General features: G+C 72.0%; 17 protein-coding genes. 16 read left to right on the top strand and 1 reads right to left on the bottom strand.

Translation table 11 applies throughout. The features are described from left to right. The first annotated feature begins 12 nt into the window (after nucleotides 1–12). The 16 genes from rsmH to ACFY60_RS13305 all read left to right on the top strand — a co-directional run bounded on the left by rsmH (nucleotide 13) and on the right by ACFY60_RS13305 (nucleotide 17,773). The gene (gene rsmH, locus ACFY60_RS13230; protein WP_352058779.1) at nucleotides 13–969 is read left to right on the top strand and encodes a 16S rRNA (cytosine(1402)-N(4))-methyltransferase RsmH; all 957 of its coding nucleotides are present in this window, start codon (nucleotides 13–15) and stop codon (nucleotides 967–969) included. Beyond that, nucleotides 966–1,649 (top strand): hypothetical protein, encoded by a 684-nt coding sequence (locus tag ACFY60_RS13235; protein WP_388611302.1) that lies wholly within the window; start codon nucleotides 966–968, stop codon nucleotides 1,647–1,649. The genes rsmH and ACFY60_RS13235 overlap by 4 nt, the downstream gene beginning before the upstream one ends. Nucleotides 1,650–1,656: 7 nt before the next feature. Beyond that, complete coding sequence (locus ACFY60_RS13240; RefSeq protein WP_388611304.1) at nucleotides 1,657–3,636, top strand: peptidoglycan D,D-transpeptidase FtsI family protein; 1,980 nt, start codon at nucleotides 1,657–1,659, stop codon at nucleotides 3,634–3,636. Between the two features lie 16 nt (nucleotides 3,637–3,652). Continuing rightward, nucleotides 3,653–5,344 carry a UDP-N-acetylmuramoyl-L-alanyl-D-glutamate--2,6-diaminopimelate ligase gene (locus ACFY60_RS13245; RefSeq protein WP_388611306.1) on the top strand — a complete coding sequence of 564 codons (1,692 nt, stop codon included), beginning with the start codon at nucleotides 3,653–3,655 and terminating at the stop codon, nucleotides 5,342–5,344. Nucleotides 5,345–5,348: 4 nt separating this feature from the next. After that, a complete protein-coding gene (murF, locus tag ACFY60_RS13250; RefSeq protein WP_309049410.1) occupies nucleotides 5,349–6,773 on the top strand; it encodes a UDP-N-acetylmuramoyl-tripeptide--D-alanyl-D-alanine ligase in 1,425 nt (474 codons plus the stop codon). Beyond that, a complete protein-coding gene (mraY, locus tag ACFY60_RS13255) occupies nucleotides 6,770–7,840 on the top strand; it encodes a phospho-N-acetylmuramoyl-pentapeptide-transferase (protein WP_309049409.1) in 1,071 nt (356 codons plus the stop codon). The genes murF and mraY overlap by 4 nt, the downstream gene beginning before the upstream one ends. Continuing rightward, on the top strand, nucleotides 7,822–9,261 hold the full coding sequence (gene murD, locus ACFY60_RS13260; protein ID WP_388611308.1) for a UDP-N-acetylmuramoyl-L-alanine--D-glutamate ligase: 1,440 nt from the start codon (nucleotides 7,822–7,824) through the stop codon (nucleotides 9,259–9,261). Before mraY ends, murD begins: the two co-directional genes overlap by 19 nt. A gap of 52 nt (nucleotides 9,262–9,313) precedes the next feature. Further along, nucleotides 9,314–10,654, top strand: coding sequence for a putative lipid II flippase FtsW (gene ftsW / locus ACFY60_RS13265; protein WP_388611310.1), 1,341 nt, complete (start codon nucleotides 9,314–9,316; stop codon nucleotides 10,652–10,654). Nucleotides 10,655–10,660: 6 nt separating this feature from the next. After that, nucleotides 10,661–11,755: an undecaprenyldiphospho-muramoylpentapeptide beta-N-acetylglucosaminyltransferase gene (gene murG / locus ACFY60_RS13270; RefSeq protein ID WP_388611312.1), complete on the top strand. Its 1,095-nt coding sequence runs from the start codon at nucleotides 10,661–10,663 to the stop codon at nucleotides 11,753–11,755. A 28-nt stretch (nucleotides 11,756–11,783) separates the two neighbouring features. Beyond that, nucleotides 11,784–12,587: a cell division protein FtsQ/DivIB gene (locus ACFY60_RS13275; RefSeq protein ID WP_388611314.1), complete on the top strand. Its 804-nt coding sequence runs from the start codon at nucleotides 11,784–11,786 to the stop codon at nucleotides 12,585–12,587. A gap of 278 nt (nucleotides 12,588–12,865) precedes the next feature. After that, nucleotides 12,866–14,080, top strand: coding sequence for a cell division protein FtsZ (ftsZ, locus tag ACFY60_RS13280; RefSeq protein ID WP_309054124.1), 1,215 nt, complete (start codon nucleotides 12,866–12,868; stop codon nucleotides 14,078–14,080). After that, nucleotides 14,077–14,817 (top strand): peptidoglycan editing factor PgeF, encoded by a 741-nt coding sequence (gene pgeF, locus ACFY60_RS13285; RefSeq protein WP_388611316.1) that lies wholly within the window; start codon nucleotides 14,077–14,079, stop codon nucleotides 14,815–14,817. The genes ftsZ and pgeF overlap by 4 nt, the downstream gene beginning before the upstream one ends. Then, nucleotides 14,814–15,533: a YggS family pyridoxal phosphate-dependent enzyme gene (locus ACFY60_RS13290; RefSeq protein WP_388611318.1), complete on the top strand. Its 720-nt coding sequence runs from the start codon at nucleotides 14,814–14,816 to the stop codon at nucleotides 15,531–15,533. Before pgeF ends, ACFY60_RS13290 begins: the two co-directional genes overlap by 4 nt. 124 nt (nucleotides 15,534–15,657) lie before the next feature. Next, nucleotides 15,658–16,278, top strand: coding sequence for a cell division protein SepF (locus ACFY60_RS13295; protein WP_309054121.1), 621 nt, complete (start codon nucleotides 15,658–15,660; stop codon nucleotides 16,276–16,278). Between the two features lie 78 nt (nucleotides 16,279–16,356). After that, nucleotides 16,357–16,647 carry a YggT family protein gene (locus ACFY60_RS13300; protein WP_309054120.1) on the top strand — a complete coding sequence of 97 codons (291 nt, stop codon included), beginning with the start codon at nucleotides 16,357–16,359 and terminating at the stop codon, nucleotides 16,645–16,647. Nucleotides 16,648–16,702: 55 nt separating this feature from the next. Further along, the gene (locus ACFY60_RS13305; RefSeq protein WP_345281090.1) at nucleotides 16,703–17,773 is read left to right on the top strand and encodes a DivIVA domain-containing protein; all 1,071 of its coding nucleotides are present in this window, start codon (nucleotides 16,703–16,705) and stop codon (nucleotides 17,771–17,773) included. A gap of 178 nt (nucleotides 17,774–17,951) precedes the next feature. Here the strand turns inward: ACFY60_RS13305 and ileS are convergent, their stop codons facing one another. Continuing rightward, nucleotides 17,952–21,095: an isoleucine--tRNA ligase gene (ileS, locus tag ACFY60_RS13310; RefSeq protein WP_388611320.1), complete on the bottom strand. Its 3,144-nt coding sequence runs from the start codon at nucleotides 21,093–21,095 to the stop codon at nucleotides 17,952–17,954. Between the last annotated feature and the right edge of the window lie 341 nt (nucleotides 21,096–21,436).

A 21,436-nucleotide genomic window follows, 5' to 3' on the forward strand; every position in this document is an offset into this window, starting at 1 on the left:
TGAGAGGGCGCATTGAGCAACGACCGACACGTCCCGGTGATGCTCCAGCGGTGCCTGGACATGTTGGCCCCCGCCCTCCAGCGCCCCGGCGCGGTCGTCGTCGACTGCACCCTGGGTCTCGGCGGACACAGCGAGGCCCTGCTCCGTTCCTTCCCCGAGGCGCGGCTGGTCGCCCTCGACCGGGACAAGGAGGCGCTGCGGCTCTCCGGCGAGCGGCTCGCCCCGTACGGGGAGCGTGCCACCCTCGTCCACGCCGTGTACGACGAGCTGCCCGAGGTCCTCGACCGGCTCGGCATCCCGAAGGTGGACGGCGTCCTCTTCGACCTGGGCGTCTCCTCCATGCAGCTGGACGAGGCCGACCGCGGGTTCGCCTACGCCCAGGACGCCCCGCTCGACATGCGCATGGACCAGACGACCGGCATCAGCGCCGCCGAGGTCCTCAACACCTACCCGGCCGGGGAACTCGTCCGCATCCTGCGCGCGTACGGCGAGGAGAAGCAGGCCAAGCGGATCGTCTCGGCCATCGTCCGCGAACGCGAGAAGGAGCCGTTCACCAACAGCGCCCGGCTCGTCGAGCTGATCCGCGACTCCCTTCCGCAGGCCGCCAAGCGCACCGGCGGCAATCCGGCCAAGCGGACCTTCCAGGCCCTGCGCATCGAGGTCAACGGCGAGCTGTCGGTCCTGGAGCGGGCCGTTCCGGCCGCCGTGAAGGCCCTCGCCGTGGGCGGCCGGATCGCCGTCCTCTCGTACCACTCCCTGGAGGACCGGCTGGTCAAGCAGGTCTTCGCGGCCGGAGCGGCGACCACCGCGCCGCCCGGCCTGCCGGTCGTCCCGGAGAAGTACCAGCCCCGGCTCAAGCTCCTCACCCGGGGCGCCGAACTCCCCACCGAGGAAGAGGTGGCCGAGAACCGCCGCGCCGCGCCCGCCCGCCTCCGGGGGGCCGAGCGCATCCGGGAGGACGTGCTGTGAGCCCGGCGAAGGGGCCGCTCAAAGGGCGGGCCGCGCGGCTCGGGCGGCTCATGCCGTCGGGGCCCAGCTCGGCCGCCCGCACCCCCTTCGTCCTGCTGGTCGTGGTGCTGCTCGGCGGCGGGCTCATCAGCCTGCTCCTGCTGAACTCGGCCCTCAACCAGGGCTCCTTCAAACTGCGCGAGCTCAAGGACCGCACCACCGAGCTCACCGACGAGGAGCAGGCGCTCCAGCGGGACGTGGACGCCCACGCCGCCCCCGACGCCCTGGAGAGGGCCGCCCGCCGGCTCGGCATGGTGCCGGGCGGCAGCCCCGCCTTCCTCGGGCCCGACGGGAAGGTGCTGGGCGTGCCCTCCGCGGCCCCCTCCCCGGAGCCGAGCCCCACGCCCGTCCCGGACCCGCCCACGGAACCTCCGCCGGCGCCGCCCGCCACGGCCGGCGCCGCGCAGGCCCCGCCCGCGACCGACCAGCTCCAGCAGCAGTCCGCCCTGGACCCGGCCGTCACCGGTACCGACCCCGCGCCGACCGACCAGCTCCAGCAGCAGTCCGCCCTGGACCCGGCCGTCGCCGGTACCGACCCCGCGCGGACGGGCGCCGCCTCCGGGGCGGACCCCGCCCGGGCCGGAGCCGCCGGCATCGCGACCGCGCCCCCGACCACCCTCCCCACGACCTCCGGCAGGTGACCGAGCAGTGCCGTCCCAGGAGCCCCCGCGCCGCCGCGTTCCCGGCCCCGCCCGGCCCGCCCGTCCCCGGCCCGCCTCCGCCGGCGCCCGCAGCGCCCGCCCCGCGCCGCGCCCGGGCACCCGGCGCCCCGCGCCCCGGCCGCCCGCCCGCAGACCCCGCACCATCAAGCTCGGCAGCCCCCGGCCCCGGCTGCGCCTGATCTCCGTCGGCCTGACCCTCGTCATGCTCGTCTTCGTGGTGCGCCTGCTCCAGGTCCAGGCCGTGCACGCCGACGCGTACGCCGCCAAGGCCGCCGCGTACCGCTACCAGGAGTACACGCTCTCCGCCGAACGCGGTGAGATCACCGACCGCAACGGCATCGCGCTGGCCTCCAGCGTCGACGCGTACGACATCACCGCCGACCCGAAACTCTTCACGCCCGAGGAGAGCAAGGTCCCCGACGCCCCCGAGCAGGCCGCCGCCCTCCTCGCCCCGCTCCTCGGCAAGGAACCCGCCGAGATCGCCAAGAAGCTGCGCACCCCCAAGTCCCGTTACACCCTGCTGGCCCGCAAGCAGACCCCGCAGGTCTGGAACCAGATCAGGGACCTCAAGAGGGTGTACGGCCAGAAGGCCCAGGAACCCGGCGGCACCAAGGTGAACCTGCTCGGCGGCATCCTCAGCGAGCCCAGCAGCAAGCGCGTCTACCCCAACGGTGAACTCGCCGCCGGGATACTGGGGTACGTCAACGCCGAGGGCCGCGGCGCCGGCGGCGTGGAGTCCATGCTCGACGGCGAACTCGCCGGCAAGGACGGCAAGATCCGCTTCACCCAGTCCAACGGCCGCCAGGTACCCACCGCCGGCTCCCAGGGCACGCCCGCCGTCCCCGGCTCCGACGTCGAACTCACCATCGACCGCGACATCCAGTGGGCCGCCCAGCGGGCCATCACCGAGCAGGTCCGCAAGTCCAAGGCCGACCGCGGCTACGTCATCGTGCAGGACACCCGGACCGGCGAGGTCCTCGCCATGGCCAACGCCCCCGGCTTCGACCCCAACGACCTCTCCGCCGCCAACTCCGCCGCCATGGGCAACGCGGCCCTCCAGGACGCCTACGAACCGGGCTCCACCAGCAAGGTGATGTCCATGGCCGCGGTCCTGGAGGAGGGCAAGGCGGCCCCCGACACGCACGTCGTCGTCCCCAACCGGCTCCACCGCGGCGACCGGCTGTTCAAGGACGACGTCGACCACATCACCTGGTACCTGACCCTCAACGGCGTCCTCGCCAAGTCCAGCAACATCGGCACCATCCTCGCCACCGGCCAGCTCGGCGCCACCCAGGCCGAGTCCAACCGGATCCTCGACTCCTACCTGCGCAAGTTCGGCATCGGCAGCCCCACCGGCCTGGACTACCCGGGGGAGACCCCCGGCATCCTCGCCAAGCCCGAGAAGTGGTCCACCTCGCAGCAGTACACGATCCCCTTCGGCCAGGGCCTCTCCGTCAACGCCATGCAGGCAGCCTCCGTCTACTCGACCATCGCCAACGGAGGCGTACGCGTCGAACCGAGCCTCGTCCGCGGCACGAAGGGCCCCGACGGCCGCTTCACCCCGGCCCCCGAGGCCGGGAAGACCCGCGTCGTCAGCGAGAAGACCGCCCGGACCCTCGCCGAGATGCTGGAGTCCGTCGTCGACGACCGCGAGGGCACCGGCACCCGCGCCGCCATCCCCGGCTACCGCGTCGCCGGCAAGACCGGCACCGCCAACCGGGTCGACCCCGAACTCGGCCGGTACAAGGGCTACACCGCCTCCTTCGCCGGCTTCGCCCCCGCCGACGCCCCCCGCGTCACCGTCTACTGCGCCATCCAGAACCCCACCAAGGGCAGCTACTTCGGCGGCCAGATCTGCGGACCGATCTACAAGAAGGTCATGGAGTTCGCCCTCAAGACCCTCCACGTGGCCCCCACCGGCCGCGAGGCCCCCCGACTGCCCGTCACCTTCGACCCCACCCCGTGACACTCCGGGAGCACCAGTGACAACGATCACCCCCCGTTCCGGGAACCGGAAATCGAACTCCGGCGACGCCCCGGGCTCATTTAGCCCCGCAGAGGGTGCGCCCGGTACGCTCACCGCCGTGCCACACGCTGATCAGTACCGAACCACCCCACCCCGGCCGCGGCAGGCCCGCCCGACACCCCTGGGCGACCTGGCCGCACGGCTGGGCGTCGAGACGCCCGGCGCGGTCGCGGTGTCGGGGATCACCCACGACTCGCGGGCGGTGCGCCCCGGCGACGTGTACGCGGCGCTGCCCGGCGCCCGCGCCCACGGCGCCGACTTCGTCGCCCAGGCCGCGGACCTCGGCGCCGCCGCGATCCTCACCGACCCGGCCGGCGCCGAACGCGCCGCCGCGACCGGCCTGCCGGTCCTGGTCGTGGAGAACCCGCGCGGCCACATGGGCGAACTCGCCGCCGAGATCTACGGACGCCCCGGCGAGGACCTCCTCCAGATCGGCATCACGGGCACCTCCGGCAAGACGACCACCGCCTACCTCGTCGAAGGCGGCCTGCGCGGCTCCGGCCGGCGCACCGGCCTGGTCGGCACCGTCGAGATGCGGATCGGCGACGAGCGCATCAAGTCGGAGCGGACCACCCCCGAGGCCACCGACCTCCAGGCCCTCTTCGCCGTCATGCGCGAACGGGGCGTCGAGGCCGTCGCCATGGAGGTCTCCAGCCACGCCCTCGTGCTCGGCCGGGTCGACGGCTGCGTCTTCGACGTCGCCGTCTTCAACAACCTCAGCCCGGAACACATGGAGTTCCACTCCGACATGGAGGACTACTACCGGGCCAAGGCGAGCCTCTTCACCCCCGAGCGCAGCCGGATCGGCGTCGTGAACGCCGACGACGAGTACGGCCGCCGTCTCGCGAAGGAGGCGACCGTCCCGGTCGTCACCTTCTCCGCGGAGGGCCGCGCCGACGCCGACTGGCGCGCCGAGGACCTCGTCCTCGGCTCCCACACCTCGACGTTCACCGCCGTCGGCCCCGGAGGCGAGCGGATCGCCGCCACCGCCCCGCTGCCCGGCCCGTTCAACGTCGCCAACACCCTCGCGGCCGTCGCGACCCTCGCCACCGCCGGCCTTGACCCGAAGGCCGCGGCCGACGGCGTCGCGGCCGTCCCCGGCGTCCCCGGCCGGCTGGAGCGCGTCGAGGCCGGCCAGCCGTACCTCGCCGTCGTCGACTACGCCCACAAGACCGACGCCGTCGAATCGGTCCTCCGCTCCCTGCGCGAGGTCACCGAGGGCCGGCTGCACGTGGTCATCGGCTGCGGCGGCGACCGGGACACCACCAAACGCGGCCCGATGGGCGCCGCCGCGGCCCGGCTCGCCGACACGGCCGTGCTGACCTCCGACAACCCCCGCTCCGAGGACCCCCTCGCGATCCTCACCACGATGCTCGCGGGCGCCGCCGAGGTGCCCGCCGGGGAGCGCGGCGAGGTCCTCGTCCTCGCGGACCGCGCCGCCGCCATCGCGGCCGCCGTGGCCCGCGCGAAGCCCGGCGACACCGTCCTCGTCGCCGGCAAGGGCCACGAACAGGGCCAGGAGACGGCCGGCGTCGTCCGGCCCTTCGACGACCGCGAGGTCCTGCGCGCCGCGATCCTCGACCAGAACGCCCAAGCCGCTCCGCCGGCCGGCGGAGCCACCGCCAGCCACCAGAACAGTCAGGGATGAAGCAGTGATCGCCCTCTCCCTCGCCGAGATCGCCGAAATCGTCGGCGGGCAGGCGCACGACATACCGGATCCGGCCGCCCGGATCACCGGGCCCGTCGTCATCGACTCCCGTGAGGTGCGGGACGGCAGTCTCTTCGCCGCCTTCGCCGGGGAGCGTGTCGACGGCCACGACTACGCACAGCGCGCCGTCGAGGCGGGCGCGGCGGCGGTGCTCGCCGCCCGCCCCGTCGGCGTGCCCGCGATCGTCGTGGACGACGTCCAGGCCGCGCTCGGAGCCCTCGCCCGCGCGGTCGTGAAGCGCCTCGGCACCGATGTCGTCGCCCTCACCGGCTCGGCCGGCAAGACCTCCACCAAGGACCTGATCGCCCAGGTCCTCGAGCGGCACGCGCCGACCGTGTGGACGCCCGGCTCCCTGAACAACGAGATCGGCCTGCCGCTCACCGCGCTCACGGCCACCGACGAGACCCGGCACCTCGTCCTGGAGATGGGCGCCCGCGGCATCGGCCACATCCGCTACCTCACGGAGCTCACCCCGCCCCGTATCGGCCTCGTCCTCAACGTGGGCAGCGCCCACATCGGGGAGTTCGGCGGCCGGGAGCAGATCGCCCAGGCCAAGGGTGAACTCGTCGAGTCCCTCCCGTCCGCCGAGGACGGCGGCGTGGCGGTCCTCAACGCCGACGACCCGCTCGTCCGCGCCATGGCGAGCCGCACCAAGGCGCGCGTGACCCTCTTCGGCGAAGCGGACGAAGCGGCCGTACGGGCCGAGAACGTCCGCCTCACCGCGACCGGACAGCCCGCTTTCCGCCTTCACACACCCACCGGGTGCAGCGACGTGACCTTGCGCCTGTACGGTGAGCACCACGTGTCGAACGCGCTCGCAGCGGCCGCCGTCGCGCACGAGCTGGGCATGCCTGCCGAGGAGATCGCCACCGCGCTCTCCGAGGCCGGTTCCCTGTCGCGCTGGCGCATGGAGGTCACCGAGCGTCCGGACGGCGTGACGATCGTCAACGACGCCTACAACGCGAACCCCGAGTCCATGCGAGCCGCCCTGCGCGCGCTCGCGGCCATGGGCCGGGCCGCACAGGCCCAGGGGGGTCGTACGTGGGCGGTGCTCGGCAAGATGGCCGAGCTCGGCGACGCCTCGCTGGCCGAGCACGACGCGGTCGGACGGCTCGCCGTCCGGCTCAACGTCAGCAAGCTCGTCGCGGTCGGGGACAGGGAAGCGTCCTGGCTGCAACTGGGCGCATATAACGAGGGTTCGTGGGGTGAGGAGTCGGTGCACGTGTCCGACGCGCAGGCGGCTGTCGACCTGTTGCGCAGTGAGCTGCGCCCGGGGGACGTCGTCCTTGTGAAGGCATCCAGGTCGGTCGGTCTCGAGCAGGTCGCGCTGGCGCTGCTCGACACCGAGGGTGAGGTCGCCGGCCGATGAGGCAGATCCTCTTCGCGGGGGCCATCGGTCTCTTCCTGACCCTGATCGGCACCCCGCTGCTCATCAAGCTGCTCGCCCGCAAGGGATACGGCCAGTTCATCCGGGACGACGGCCCGCGCGGCCACCTGGGGAAGAAGGGCACGCCCACCATGGGCGGCATCTCCTTCATCCTCGCCACGCTCATCGCGTACGCCCTGGCGAAGGTCATCACCGGCGAGGACCCGACGTACTCGGGCGTCCTCGTGCTGTTCCTGATGGCCGGCATGGGTCTCGTCGGCTTCCTCGACGACTACATCAAGATCGTCAAGCAGCGGTCGCTCGGCCTGCGGGCCAAGGCGAAGATGGCCGGCCAGCTGATCGTGGGCATCGCCTTCGCGGTGCTCTCGCTCCAGTTCGCCGACCTGCGCGGGCTCACCCCGGCCTCCACGAAGCTCTCGTTCATCACGGACTTCGGCTGGTCGATCGGCCCGGTGCTGTTCGTGGTCTGGGCCCTCTTCATGATCCTGGCCATGTCCAACGGCGTGAACCTGACGGACGGTCTGGACGGCCTGGCGACCGGCGCCTCGGTGATGGTCTTCGGCGCCTACACGTTCATCGGGCTCTGGCAGTTCCAGGAGTCCTGCGCCAACGCCATGGACCTCACCAACCCCAACGCCTGTTTCGAGGTCCGCGACCCGCTCGACCTCGCGGTCGTGGCCTCCGCCCTCATGGGCGCCTGCTTCGGCTTCCTGTGGTGGAACACCTCGCCCGCCAAGATCTTCATGGGTGACACCGGCTCCCTGGCCCTCGGCGGCGCGCTCGCCGGCCTCGCCATCTGCTCCCGCACGGAGCTCCTGCTCGCCCTGCTCGGCGGCCTCTTCGTCCTGATCACCATGTCCGTGGTCATCCAGGTCGGATCGTTCCGCATGACCGGCAAGCGGGTCTTCCGGATGGCCCCCCTCCAGCACCACTTCGAACTCAAGGGGTGGTCCGAGGTCCTGGTCGTCGTCCGGTTCTGGATCATCCAGGGCATGTGCGTCATCGTCGGCCTCGGTCTCTTCTACGCGGGATGGGCATCCGAAAAGTGAGCGAACAGCTGGACTGGCAGGGCAAGCACGTCACCGTCGCGGGACTCGGCGTCTCCGGCATCCCGGCCGCCCGTGTCCTGCACGGCCGCGGCGCCGTCGTGACGGTGGTCAACGACGGCGACGACGAGCGCTCCCGGGCGCAGGCCGCCGAACTGGAGGCGGAGGGCATCACCGTCCGCCTCGGGGACGGGGCGACCCTGCCGTCCGGCACCGAGCTCCTCGTCACCACCCCCGGCTGGCGGCCCGACAAGCCGATCTTCGCGGCCGCCGCCGAGGCCGGTGTGGAGGTCTGGGGCGACGTCGAGCTGGCCTGGCGCCTGCGCGGGCCGGGGGCGGCCCCCTGGCTCGCGGTCACCGGCACCAACGGCAAGACCACGACCACCCGGATGCTCGCCTCCATCCTGGAGGCGGCGGGCCTGCGCACCGCCGCCGTCGGCAACATCGGCGTCTCCCTCCTCGACGCGGTGCTCGGCGAGGAGGAGTACGACGTGCTCGCCGTCGAGCTCTCCAGCTACCAGCTCCACTGGGCGCCGTCCGTGCGCGCCCACTCGGCCGTCGTGCTCAACCTGGCGCCCGACCACCTCGACTGGCACGGCTCCATGGAGGCGTACGCCGCCGACAAGGGCCGGATCTACGAGGGCAACCAGGTCGCCTGCGTCTACAACACGGCCGACAAGGCCACCGAGGACCTGGTCCGCGAGGCCGACGTCGAGGAGGGCTGCCGCGCGATCGGCTTCACCCTCGGCACCCCGGGCCTCTCCGAACTGGGCGTGGTCGAGGGCATCCTCGTCGACCGGGCCTTCGTGGAGAACCGGCAGAAGCAGGCCCAGGAGCTGGCCGAGGTCTCCGACGTCCGCCCCCCGGCCCCGCACAACATCGCCAACGCGCTGGCCGCGGCGGCCCTCGCCCGCGCCTTCGGCGTGGAGGCCCGGGCCGTACGGGAGGGCCTGCGGGCCTTCCGGCCCGACCCGCACCGCATCGAGCTGGTCGAGGAGGTCGGGGGCGTCACGTACGTGGACGACTCCAAGGCCACCAACACCCACGCCGCGGAAGCCTCGTTGGCGGCCTACGACCCGATCGTCTGGATCGCCGGCGGCCTGGCCAAGGGCGCCACCTTCGACGAGCTCGTCCAGAAGTCGGCGAAGCGCTTGCGCGGGGCCGTGCTGATGGGCGCCGACCGGGCCCTCATCCGCGAAGCCCTGGCGCGACACGCCCCGGAGGTCCCGGTGGTGGACCTCGACCGGACCGACACTGGTGCGATGTCCGAGGCGGTCCGGGAGGCGGCCCGGCTGGCCCGCCCCGGGGACACGGTCCTCCTCGCCCCGGCCTGTGCCTCGATGGACATGTTCACCAACTACAACAAGCGGGGCGAGGCCTTCGCGGACGCGGTCCGGGCCCTCGCCGCCACCGGGCCCGCCTGACCCGACCAGCGGGGTCCGGCCGGGCCGGGCACGACCGGAGGGGACAGCGAGCATGCCGAGCAAGATCGCCGGGACGCGCCGGCCTTCCGCCGTACGCGGCGGAGGCCGGGCCCCCGCACCCCCGCGGCGGGTCCGCGGCGGGGGTGCGCGGCGGCTGTACGAGCGGGCGCGACGGGCCTGGGACCGGCCCCTCACCGCGTACTACGTGATCATCGGCGCCGGGCTCCTCATCACCGCGCTCGGCCTCGTCATGGTCTACTCCGCCTCGATGATCAAGGCGCTCACCTTCGACCTGGCGCCCTCCTACTTCTTCCGGAAGCAGCTGTTCGCCGCGCTGCTCGGCACCGGGCTGCTCCTGCTCGCCTCCCGGATGCCGGTGAAGCTGCACCGGGCGCTGGCCTACCCGATCCTGGCCGGCGCCGTCTTCCTGATGGTGCTGGTGCAGATCCCGGGGATAGGGCACTCCGTCGGCGGCAACCAGAACTGGATCTCCCTGGGCGGGCCGTTCATGCTCCAGCCCAGCGAGTTCGGCAAGCTGGGACTGATCCTGTGGGGGGCGGACCTGCTCGCCCGGAAACAGGACACGAAGCTGCTCACCCAGTGGAAACACATGCTGGTGCCGCTCGTCCCGGGCGCCTTCCTGCTGCTCGGGCTCATCATGCTCGGCGGCGACATGGGCACCGCGATCATCCTCACCGCGATCCTCTTCGGCCTGCTGTGGACGGCCGGCGCGCCCACCCGCCTCTTCGTCGGGGTGCTCACGGTGGCCGGCGCGATCGGCGTGCTCCTCATCAAGACGAGCGCGAACCGGATGAAGCGCTTCGACTGCATCGGCGCCACCGACCCCGGCGGGGAGGGAGCCCCCTGCCTCCAGGCCGCGCACGGCATCTATGCTCTGGCCTCGGGTGGATGGTTCGGTTCCGGCCTCGGTGCGAGTGTGGAAAAATGGGGTCAACTGCCCGAAGCGCACACGGACTTCATCTTCGCCGTCACCGGTGAGGAACTGGGTCTGGCGGGGACGCTGTCGGTGCTGGCCCTCTTCGCGGCCCTAGGCTATGCGGGTATCCGCGTGGCCGGACGCACGGAGGACCCCTTCGTGAGGTTTGCCGCGGGAGGCGTGACCACCTGGATCACGGCCCAGGCCGTGATCAACGTCGGTGCGGTGCTCGGTCTGCTGCCGATCGCCGGAGTCCCGCTCCCGCTGTTCTCGTACGGGGGGTCGGCCCTGCTGCCGACCATGTTCGCCGTCGGGCTCCTGATCGCCTTCGCGCGACAGGAACCCGCCGCGAAAGCGGCCCTGGCCATGCGCCGCCCCGGCTGGGGCAGACGGGCCGGGGTGAGATGGAAGTCGATGCGACGGCGCGTCAAGAAGCGCCCGTCCGGAGAGCGGTGAATTTCGGTGCATGTCGTACTCGCCGGTGGGGGGACCGCCGGCCACATCGAGCCCGCGCTCGCCCTCGCGGACGCCCTGCGCAGGCAGGACCCCACCGTGGGCATCACGGCGCTGGGCACGGAGAAGGGTCTGGAGACCCGGCTCGTCCCCGAGCGGGGCTACGAGTTGGCGCTCATCCCCGCCGTACCGCTGCCCCGCAAACCCACCCCCGAGCTGATCACCGTCCCGGGACGGCTCCGCGGCACCATCAAGGCCGCCGAGCAGATCCTGGAGCGCACCAAGGCGGACTGCGTGGTCGGCTTCGGCGGCTATGTGGCGCTGCCCGGTTATCTCGCCGCCAAGCGGCTCGGTGTGCCGATCGTGGTCCACGAGGCCAACGCCCGGCCCGGCCTCGCCAACAAGATCGGCTCGCGGTACGCGGCCGGGGTCGCCGTCGCCACGCCCGACAGCAAGCTGCGCAACGCCCGCTACATCGGCATCCCGCTGCGCCACACCATCGCGACCCTCGACCGGGCCCGGGTGCGGCCCGAGGCGCGCGCCGCCTTCGGCCTCGACCCCAACCTGCCCACCCTGCTGGTCTCCGGCGGCTCGCAGGGCGCCCGGCGGCTCAACGAGGTCATCCAGCAGATCGCCCCGGTGCTCCAGCGCTCCGGCATCCAGATCCTGCACGCGGTCGGCCCGAAGAACGAACTGCCGCGTGTCGACAACATGCCCGGAATGCCGCCGTACGTGCCGGTACCGTACGTGGACCGGATGGACCTCGCGTACGCCGCGGCCGACATGATGCTCTGCCGCGCGGGCGCGATGACCGTCGCCGAGCTCTCCGCCGTCGGGCTGCCCGCCGCCTACGTCCCGCTGCCCATCGGCAACGGCGAACAGCGGCTCAACGCCCAGCCGGTGGTCAAGGCGGGCGGCGGACTCCTCGTGGACGACGCGGAGCTGACGCCGCAGTGGGTGCAGGGCAACGTCCTGCCCGTGCTGGCCGACCCGCACCGGCTGTACGAGATGTCCCGCGCCGCGGCCGAGTTCGGCCGCCGGGACGCCGACGACCTGCTCGTCGGCATGGTGTACGAGGCGATCGCCGCCCGCCGGCAGGCGTAGCGGCGCACTGAGGGCAGGAGAGCGCCAGGTGGCAGCCGGACCGACGACCGCCGAGAAGAACGGCACGGGCAAGCCCAGGAGGGCGTCGGAGCGGCCGCCGGGGCCGGGGGAGCGGAGCCGCGGTGCCCGCCTCCCCGGCCTCCGGGTGCTGCTGATCGCGATCGGCGGCCTGGCGCTCACCGCCGGGGTGCTCTGGGCGCTGTACGGCTCCAGCTGGTTCCGTGTGGAAGCTGTGAAGACTTCCGGCACCCGGGTCCTGACCCCGCGCCAGGTGGAGGCCGTCGCCGCCGTCCCGGTCGGCGCCCCGCTCCTGTCCGTCGACACCGATGCCATCGAGGCGCGGCTCAGGAAGGAATTGCCGCGCATCGACGCGGTCGAGGTCGTGCGCTCCTGGCCGCACGGAATCGGTCTGAACGTGACGGAACGGCAGCCGGTTCTCCTGATGGAAAAGGGCGGAAAGTTCACCGAAGTCGACAAGAACGGCGTTCGGTACGCCACCGTACCCGCCGCGCCCCGCGGCGTGCCCCGGCTCGACCTGGCCCCGGCCTCCTCGCCCGCCCTGCGCCGTTTCGGACCCGACCGGCTCCTCCGGGAGGCCGTCCGGGTGCGGGGCGAACTCCCCGAGCACATCGCCCGCGACACCCGTGTCGTCCGCGTGACCTCGTACGACTCCGTCACTCTGGAGCTGTCCGGCGACCGCACCGTGCTCTGGGGAAGCTCCGAACACGGCGTCGCCAAGGCCCGGGTGCTGACCGCTCTGATGAAGGCGGCGCCCAAAGCGGGGCACTTCGATGTAAGTGCCCCCACGGCCCCTGCGGCGTCGGGAAGTTGACGGCCATCACCGCTGGCCAGCACCCTGGTTGGCCACCGCTACGGGTGATCACATAGGGTGAAAAGAAAAACGGGAGGTTCGGCGTGTTCGTTGAACGCGCGCCACTTGTCGACTTAGTGTCCTGTCCGGAAGAGTCCAGGGAACAGAGACACTGGTAACCCTAAACTTGAACGTTAGGGTTTGGGTCGGCGTTTCGGACCGTCCCAATCGGCATCCGTCGTCGCGGCGCCCACCAACGCGAAGCGGCGACACGTAACTCGAGGCGAGAGGCCTTCGACGTGGCAGCACCGCAGAACTACCTCGCAGTCATCAAGGTCATCGGTGTCGGCGGCGGTGGTGTCAATGCCATCAACCGAATGATCGAGGTCGGTCTCAAGGGCGTCGAGTTCATCGCCATCAACACGGACGCGCAAGCACTGTTGATGAGCGACGCCGACGTCAAGCTCGACGTCGGCCGCGAACTCACCCGCGGCCTCGGGGCCGGGGCCAACCCGGCCGTCGGTCGCAAGGCGGCAGAGGACCACCGCGAGGAGATCGAGGAGGTCCTCAAGGGGGCCGACATGGTCTTCGTCACCGCCGGCGAAGGCGGCGGCACCGGCACCGGCGGCGCACCCGTCGTCGCCAACATCGCACGCTCGCTCGGCGCCCTGACGATCGGCGTGGTCACCCGCCCGTTCACCTTCGAGGGCCGCCGCCGCGCCAACCAGGCGGAGGACGGCATCGCCGAGCTCCGCGAAGAGGTCGACACCCTCATCGTCATCCCGAACGACCGGCTGCTCTCGATCTCGGACCGCCAGGTCTCCGTGCTCGACGCCTTCAAGTCGGCCGACCAGGTGCTGCTGAGCGGTGTCCAGGGCATCACCGACCTCATCACGACCCCCGGTCTCATCAACCTCGACTTCGCCGACGTCAAGTCGGTCATGTCCGAGGCCGGTTCCGCGCTCATGGGCATCGGCTCGGCCCGCGGCGACGACCGCGCGGTGGCCGCCGCCGAGATGGCGATCTCCTCGCCGCTCCTCGAGGCCTCCATCGACGGCGCCCGCGGCGTGCTGCTCTCCATCTCCGGCGGCAGCGACCTCGGTCTCTTCGAGATCAACGAGGCCGCCCAGCTGGTCAGCGAGGCGGCCCACCCCGAGGCCAACATCATCTTCGGCGCCGTCATCGACGACGCCCTCGGCGACGAGGTGCGGGTCACCGTCATCGCGGCCGGCTTCGACGGCGGCCAGCCGCCCGCCCGCCGGGACAACATCATCGGCTCGGTCTCGGCCAAGCGTGAGGAGCCGGCCCCGGCGCCCCGCGCCACCGAGACCCCCCGCCCGCTCGGCGGCCTCGGCACCGTCGCCCCGCGCGAGGAGCCGGCCACCCCGCCGGCCGAGCCCGCCCCCGTGGTCAACGAGGCCCCGCTGCCGCCGGTCCCGCCGGTGGTCCCGCCGGCCCGCCCCTACGCGGACAGCCAGGCCGAGGAACTGGATGTCCCGGACTTCCTGAAGTGATAGGACACCGCTTCGCGACGAACGGCGCGCACTTCGCCTTCACCGACCGGTGGGGCGGGGTGAGCGCCGTTCCGTACGAGGAGCTCAACCTCGGCGGCGCCGTGGGGGACGACCCCGCGGCCGTACGGGCCAACCGGGCCCGGGCTGCCGGCGAGCTCGGCCTCCGGCCGGTGGACGTGGTCTACATGAACCAGGTCCACGGCGCGGAGGTCGCCGTGGCCGACGGGCCGTGGCCGGGGGACGGCGTTCCGTCCGTCGACGCGACGGTGACCACCCGGCCGGGGCTCGCCCTCGCCGTGCTCACCGCCGACTGCGTCCCCGTCCTCCTCGCCGACCCCGTCGCCGGGGTCGTCTCCGCCGCCCACGCCGGGCGGCCCGGCATGATCGCCGGGGTCGTCCCGGCCGCCGTGCGGGCGATGACGGAGCTCGGCGCGGCCCCGGGACGGATCGTCGCCCGCACCGGGCCCTCCGTCTGCGGGCGCTGCTACGAGGTGCCCGAGGCGATGCGCGCCGAGGTCGCGGACGCCGAACCCGCGGCGTACGCCGAGACCTCGTGGGGCACTCCGGCCGTCGACGTGGCCGCCGGGGTACGGGCCCAGCTCACCCGGCTCGGGGTCCGTGACGTCGAGGACGCCGGGGTCTGCACCCTGGAGTCCCGCGACCACTACTCGTACCGCCGCGACCGCACCACGGGGCGACTCGCGGGATTTGTCTGGTTGAACCGAGAAGAGACATGACGGACCGCACGTCGGAACTGGCCGAGAACCTGGCGCGGGTGGAGGAGAGGATCGCCGCCGCCTGCGCCGCCGCGGGGCGCGCCCGGGAGGAGGTGACCCTCATCGTGGTCACCAAGACCTACCCGGCGAGCGACGTGAGAATCCTCCACGGACTCGGGGTGCGGCACGTCGCCGAGAACCGGGACCAGGACGCCGCCCCCAAGGCGGCCGCCTGTGCCGATCTCGACCTGACCTGGCACTTCGTGGGTCAATTGCAGACCAACAAGGTCCGTTCCGTGGTGGGTTATGCCGATGTGGTGCAATCCGTCGACCGCGTGAAGCTCGTCTCCTCCCTCTCCGCCGCCGCGGAGAAGGCCGGCCGCGAGCTCGGCTGCCTCGTCCAGGTCGCCCTCGACGCCGGGTCCGGCGAGCGCGGTGACCGCGGGGGCGTCGCCCCGGACGGGATCGAGGAGTTGGCGGCGGCCGTGGACGCGGCTCCCGGCCTGCGGCTCGACGGCCTGATGACCGTCGCCCCCCTGGCCGGGGAGTACGCCGGACGGCAACGCGCCGCCTTCGACCGGCTGATGGATTTGTCGACTGCCCTGCGCGCGACCCGCCCGGCTGCGAACATGGTGTCAGCAGGGATGAGTGCGGACCTCGAGGAGGCCGTCGCCGCCGGTGCGACACACGTCCGCGTCGGTACGGCGGTACTCGGCGTCCGCCCGAAGCTCGGGTAACGTCGCGAAGCGAGTCGGACCACAGCAGAAAATATGGTCATTCCGCAGAACGGCGGGATGGCCACGTGGATCGCGGGCACTTGGTGACGAGGACCGATCCACCACAGAGCGGAGGAATCGGAGAATGGCCGGCGCGATGCGCAAGATGGCGGTCTACCTCGGCCTCGTGGAGGACGATGGGTACGACGGCCGGGGCTTCGACCCCGATGACGACTTCGAGCCCGAGCTGGAGCCGGAGCCCGAGCGGGAGCGGCGTCACACCCCCCCGCGCCAGGTCGAGCGGGAGGAGCCGGTGCGCGTGCCGACGCCGCCCGCCCCGCGTGAACCGGTCGCCCATTCCGTCCCGGTACTCGCCGAAAGCGGACGTCCGGCCCGAATTGCCCCCGTGGCATCCATCACACCCGAACGCCCGAGCCTGGAGAAGAACGCACCGGTGATCATGCCCAAGGTCGTGTCCGAGCGGGAGCCCTACCGCATCACCACGCTGCACCCGCGGACCTACAACGAGGCCCGTACCATCGGGGAACACTTCCGCGAGGGCACCCCTGTGATCATGAACCTCACCGAGATGGACGACACCGACGCGAAGCGACTTGTCGACTTTGCCGCCGGTCTCGTCTTCGGGCTCCATGGCAGCATTGAGCGCGTGACGCAGAAGGTGTTCCTGTTGTCGCCTGCTAACGTCGATGTCACGGCGGAGGACAAGGCCCGGATCGCAGAGGGCGGATTCTTCAACCAGAGCTGAGGAACGAAACCGGACGGACCGGCCGCGAGCGGCCGGAACAAGTGAGAGCACGAGAGCCAGGGGAGAGGGAAACGCGGGATGGGCGTCGCACTACAAGTGGTCTACATCGTGCTGATGTGCTTCCTCGTCTTCCTGATCGTCCGGCTCGTCATGGATTACGTCTTCCAGTTCGCCCGTTCATGGCAACCCGGAAAGGCGATGGTGGTCGTTCTGGAGGCCACCTACACTGTCACCGATCCACCGCTCAAGCTTCTGCGGCGGTTCATCCCGCCGCTGCGTCTCGGGGGCGTGGCACTCGACCTGTCCTTCTTCGTTCTGATGATCATCGTCTACATCCTGATCTCCATCGTGAGCAGCTTCGCGAGGTGAGTGTGGACGATACGGTCCTGCCGACTGCCGACGACTACGTAGAGGTGAAGAAGAGATGCCGCTGACTCCCGAGGACGTGCGGAACAAGCAGTTCACGACCGTCCGCCTTCGAGAAGGCTATGACGAGGACGAGGTCGACGCGTTCCTCGACGAGGTCGAAGCCGAGCTGACCCGCCTGCTCCGCGAGAACGAGGACCTGCGCGCCAAGCTGGCCGCCGCGACGCGCGCCGCCGCGCAGAACCAGCAGCAGCAGAACATGCGCAAGCCTCCGGAGCAGCAGGACCGCCCCGTCGGTCCCGGGGCCCCGGTACCCGCCGCCATATCGGGACCGCCGGTCCAGCAGCAGCCGCCACAGATGGGCCCGCCGCAGCTGCCTTCCGGTGCTCCCCAGCTTCCCGCGGGTCCCATGCAGGGCGGGCCCATGGGCCCCGGCCCGATGCAGGGCGGCCCGATGGGTCCCGGCCCGATGCAGGGCGGCCCCATGGGCCACCCGCAGCAGCAGCAGATGCCGCAGCCGGCCCAGGGCCCGGGTGGCGACAGCGCCGCGCGTGTCCTCTCGCTGGCCCAGCAGACCGCCGACCAGGCGATCGCCGAGGCCCGCTCCGAGGCCAACAAGATCGTCGGCGAGGCGCGCTCGCGCGCCGAGGGCCTGGAGCGGGACGCCCGCGCCAAGGCGGACGCTCTTGAGCGGGACGCGCAGGAGAAGCACCGCGTCGCGATGGGCTCCCTGGAGTCCGCCCGCGCCACGCTGGAGCGCAAGGTCGAGGACCTGCGCGGCTTCGAGCGCGAGTACCGTACGCGCCTGAAGTCGTACCTCGAGTCCCAGCTGCGTCAGCTGGAGACCCAGGCCGACGACTCGCTGGCTCCGCCGCGGACCCCGGCGACGGCTTCCCTGCCGCCGTCCCCGTCCATGGCCTCCGCCGGCGCGAGCGCGCCGTCCTACGGTGGCAACGGCGGGATGGGCGGTGCGCCCTCCATGGGCGGCGCCCCGTCCTACGGCGGTCAGCAGCAGATGTCGCCCGCGATGACCCAGCCGATGGCTCCGGTCCGGCCGCAGGCTCCGCAGCCGATGCAGCAGGCGCCGGCGCCGATGCGCGGGTTCCTCATCGACGAGGACGACAACTGACGCGGCGGCCCCGCGCGCGCTGAGGCGCGCACCGGTCGGCAGCCCCAAGGGCCGGCTCCCCACCCGGGAGCCGGCCCTTCGGCGTACGCGGGGCTCCTCGCCGGGCCGCGGCCCCGCGAGGGGAGTACGGGGAAGGGCCCGGCTTCGGGGAAGCCGGGCCCTTCGGGAGGGTCGTGGGTCAGGACTTGCGGAGGTGGAAGGTGAGGGCGAGGGGCTCGTCCGTGAAGGCCGGGCCGAAGGAGTCGTCGGGCTCACCCTGCCCGTACTCCGTCGCCAGCACCTCCTCCGCGATCAGCCCGGCGTGCGCGGACAGCGCCTCCACCGTCTCCTCCGAAGCCGACGTCCACCGCAGCGCGATCCGGTCCGCCACGTCCAGGCCGCTGTTCTTGCGCGCCTCCTGGATCAGCCGGATCGCGTCCCGCGCTAGGCCGGCCTTCCGCAGCTCCGGGGTGATCTCCAGGTCCAGGGCGACCGTCGCGCCCGCGTCGGACGCGACCGACCAGCCCTCGCGCGGTGTCTCGGTGATGATGACCTCCTCGGGGGAGAGGGTCACCTGCTCGCCGTTCACCTCCAGCGAGGCCTCACCGGAGCGCAGCGCCAGCGACAGTGCCGCCGCGTCGGCCGCGGCCACCGCCTTCGCCACGTCCTGGACGCCCTTGCCGAAGCGCTTGCCGAGGGCCCGGAAGTTCGCCTTGGCGGTGGTGTCGACGAGGCTGCCGCCGACCTCGGAGAGGGACGCCAGGGAGGAGACGTTCAGCTCCTCCGTGATCTGGGCCCGCAGCTCGGGCGAGAGCGCGGCGAAGCCCGAGGCGGCGACCAGCGCCCGCGACAGCGGCTGACGGGTCTTCACGCCGGACTCGGCGCGCGTGGCGCGGCCCAGCTCGACCAGCCGGCGGACCAGGGCCATCTGCTCGGACAGGGCCGGGTCGGTCAGCGCCGCGTCGGCCTCCGGCCAGCTCGCCAGGTGGACCGACTCGGGGGCGTCCGGGGTGACGGGCACGACGAGGTCCTGCCAGACCCGCTCGGTGATGAACGGGGTCAGCGGGGCCATCAGGCGGGTGACGGTCTCCAGGACCTCGTGCAGGGTGCGCAGCGCCGACGCGTCGCCCTGCCAGAACCGGCGCCGCGAGCGGCGCACGTACCAGTTGGACAGGTCGTCGACGAAGGCCGACAGGAGCTTGCCGGTCCGCTGCGTGTCGTACGACTCCATGGCCTCGGTGGCCTCGGCGACGAGCGTGTTCAGCTCGCCGAGCAGCCAGCGGTCGAGGACCGGGCGCTCGGCCGGGGCCGGGTCGGCGGCCGACGGGGCCCAGCCGGACGTACGGGCGTAGAGGGCCTGGAAGGCGACCGTGTTCCAGTACGTCAGGAGGGTCTTGCGGACGACCTCCTGGATCGTGCCGTGGCCGACCCGGCGGGCCGCCCACGGGGAACCGCCGGCCGCCATGAACCAGCGGACCGCGTCGGCGCCGTGCTGGTCCATGAGCGGGATCGGCTGGAGGATGTTGCCCAGGTGCTTGGACATCTTCCGGCCGTCCTCGGCGAGGATGTGGCCGAGGCAGACGACGTTCTCGTACGAGGACTTGTCGAAGACCAGGGTGCCGACGGCCATCAGGGTGTAGAACCAGCCGCGGGTCTGGTCGATGGCCTCGGAGATGAACTGCGCCGGGTACCGGCTCTCGAACAGTTCCTTGTTGCGGTACGGGTAGCCGTACTGGGCGAACGGCATCGAGCCCGAGTCGTACCAGGCGTCGATGACCTCCGGCACCCGGACGGCCTCCAGCGCGCAGCCGTCGGCAGGGCAGCCGAAGGTCACGTCGTCGATGAACGGCCGGTGCGGGTCGAGCCCGGACTGGTCGGCGCCGGTCAGCTCGGTCAGCTCGGCGCGCGAACCCACGCAGGTGAGGTGGCCCTCCTCGCAGCGCCAGATCGGCAGCGGGGTGCCCCAGTAGCGGTTCCGGGAGAGCGCCCAGTCGATGTTGTTGTTCAGCCAGTCGCCGAAGCGGCCGTGCTTGACCGACTCGGGGAACCAGTTGGTCCGCTCGTTCTCCTGGAGCAGGCGGTCCTTCACCGCGGTCGTCCGGATGTACCAGGACGGCTGCGCGTAGTAGAGCAGGGCCGTGTGGCAGCGCCAGCAGTGCGGGTAGCTGTGCTCGTACGGCACGTGGCGGAAGAGGAGGCCGCGGGCGTCCAGGTCGGCGGTGAGCGCCTCGTCGGCCTTCTTGAAGAAGACACCGCCGACCAGCGGCAGGTCCTCCTCGAAGGTGCCGTCCTGGCGGACCGGGTTCACCATCGGCAGACCGTACGCCTTGCAGACCTTGAGGTCGTCCTCACCGAAGGCGGGGGACTGGTGGACGAGACCGGTGCCGTCCTCGGTGGTCACGTAGTCGGCGTTGACGACGAAGTGGGCCTCGGCCGGGAACTCCACCAGCTCGAAGGGCCGCTGGTAGGTCCAGCGCTCCATGTCCTTACCGGTGAAGGACTCGCCGGTGGTCACCCAGCCCTCGCCGAGCGCCTTCTCCAGGAGCGGCTCGGCGACGACGAGCCGCTCGTCGCCGTCGGTGGCGACCACGTAGGTGACCTCGGGGTGGGCGGCGACCGCCGTGTTGGACACCAGGGTCCACGGGGTCGTCGTCCAGACGAGGAGGGCCGCCTTGCCGGCCAGCGGGCCGGAGGTCAGCGGGAAACGCACGAAGACGGAGGGGTCGACGACCGTCTCGTAGCCCTGGGCCAGCTCGTGGTCCGACAGGCCGGTGCCGCAGCGGGGGCACCAGGGGGCGACGCGGTGGTCCTGCACCAGCAGGCCCTTGTCGAAGATCTGCTTCAGCGACCACCAGACCGACTCGATGTACGAGGGGTCCATCGTCCGGTAGGCGTCGTCCAGGTCGACCCAGTAGCCCATGCGGGTCGTCAGCTCGGCGAAGGCGTCGGTGTGGCGGGTCACGGACTCGCGGCACTTGGCGTTGAACTCGGCGATGCCGTAAGCCTCGATGTCCTTCTTGCCGGAGAAGCCGAGCTCCTTCTCGACGGCGAGCTCGACCGGCAGGCCGTGGCAGTCCCAGCCGGCCTTGCGGGCCACGTGGTAGCCGCGCATGGTCCGGAAGCGGGGGAAGACGTCCTTGAAGACGCGGGCCTCGATGTGGTGGGCGCCGGGCATGCCGTTGGCGGTGGGCGGGCCCTCGTAGAACACCCACTCGGGGCGGCCTGCGGACTGCTCCAGGGTCTTCTCGAAGACCTTGTTCTCCTGCCAGAAGTCGAGCACGGCGTGCTCGAGCGCGGGCAGGTCGACCTGGGCGGGCACCTGACGGTACTGCGGCGGTGTCATGCGGCGGACTCTCCTCCGGACGGACGGTTCTCTTCCGTCGGAGGGACGAGAGCACTGCTCCCGCGGTACCACCCTCCTTGGCCCCGGGCGCGGACACCCTGAGCCCCCTCATTGGGGTCGCGACGCCGGGTCTAGTCACCGCGGTGACCCGCGGCTTTCTTCCGGCAGCTCCGGGGTGATGCTTCACATCGGGCTCGCCCCCGGGCTCTCACCGTCCCCGGGTCGCTCATGGCTGCGTACGACGCTACTCGTCCCCATCCAAGCCTCTCGCTACGCCCCAGTGTACGGGGCGCGACGGGGGCCACCGCACGTCCTTTTCGCCGCTCCCCGGTGACCCGAAT

It is taken from the genome of Streptomyces sp. NPDC012827, from assembly GCF_042900905.1.
Classification (GTDB): domain Bacteria; phylum Actinomycetota; class Actinomycetes; order Streptomycetales; family Streptomycetaceae; genus Streptomyces; species Streptomyces gulbargensis.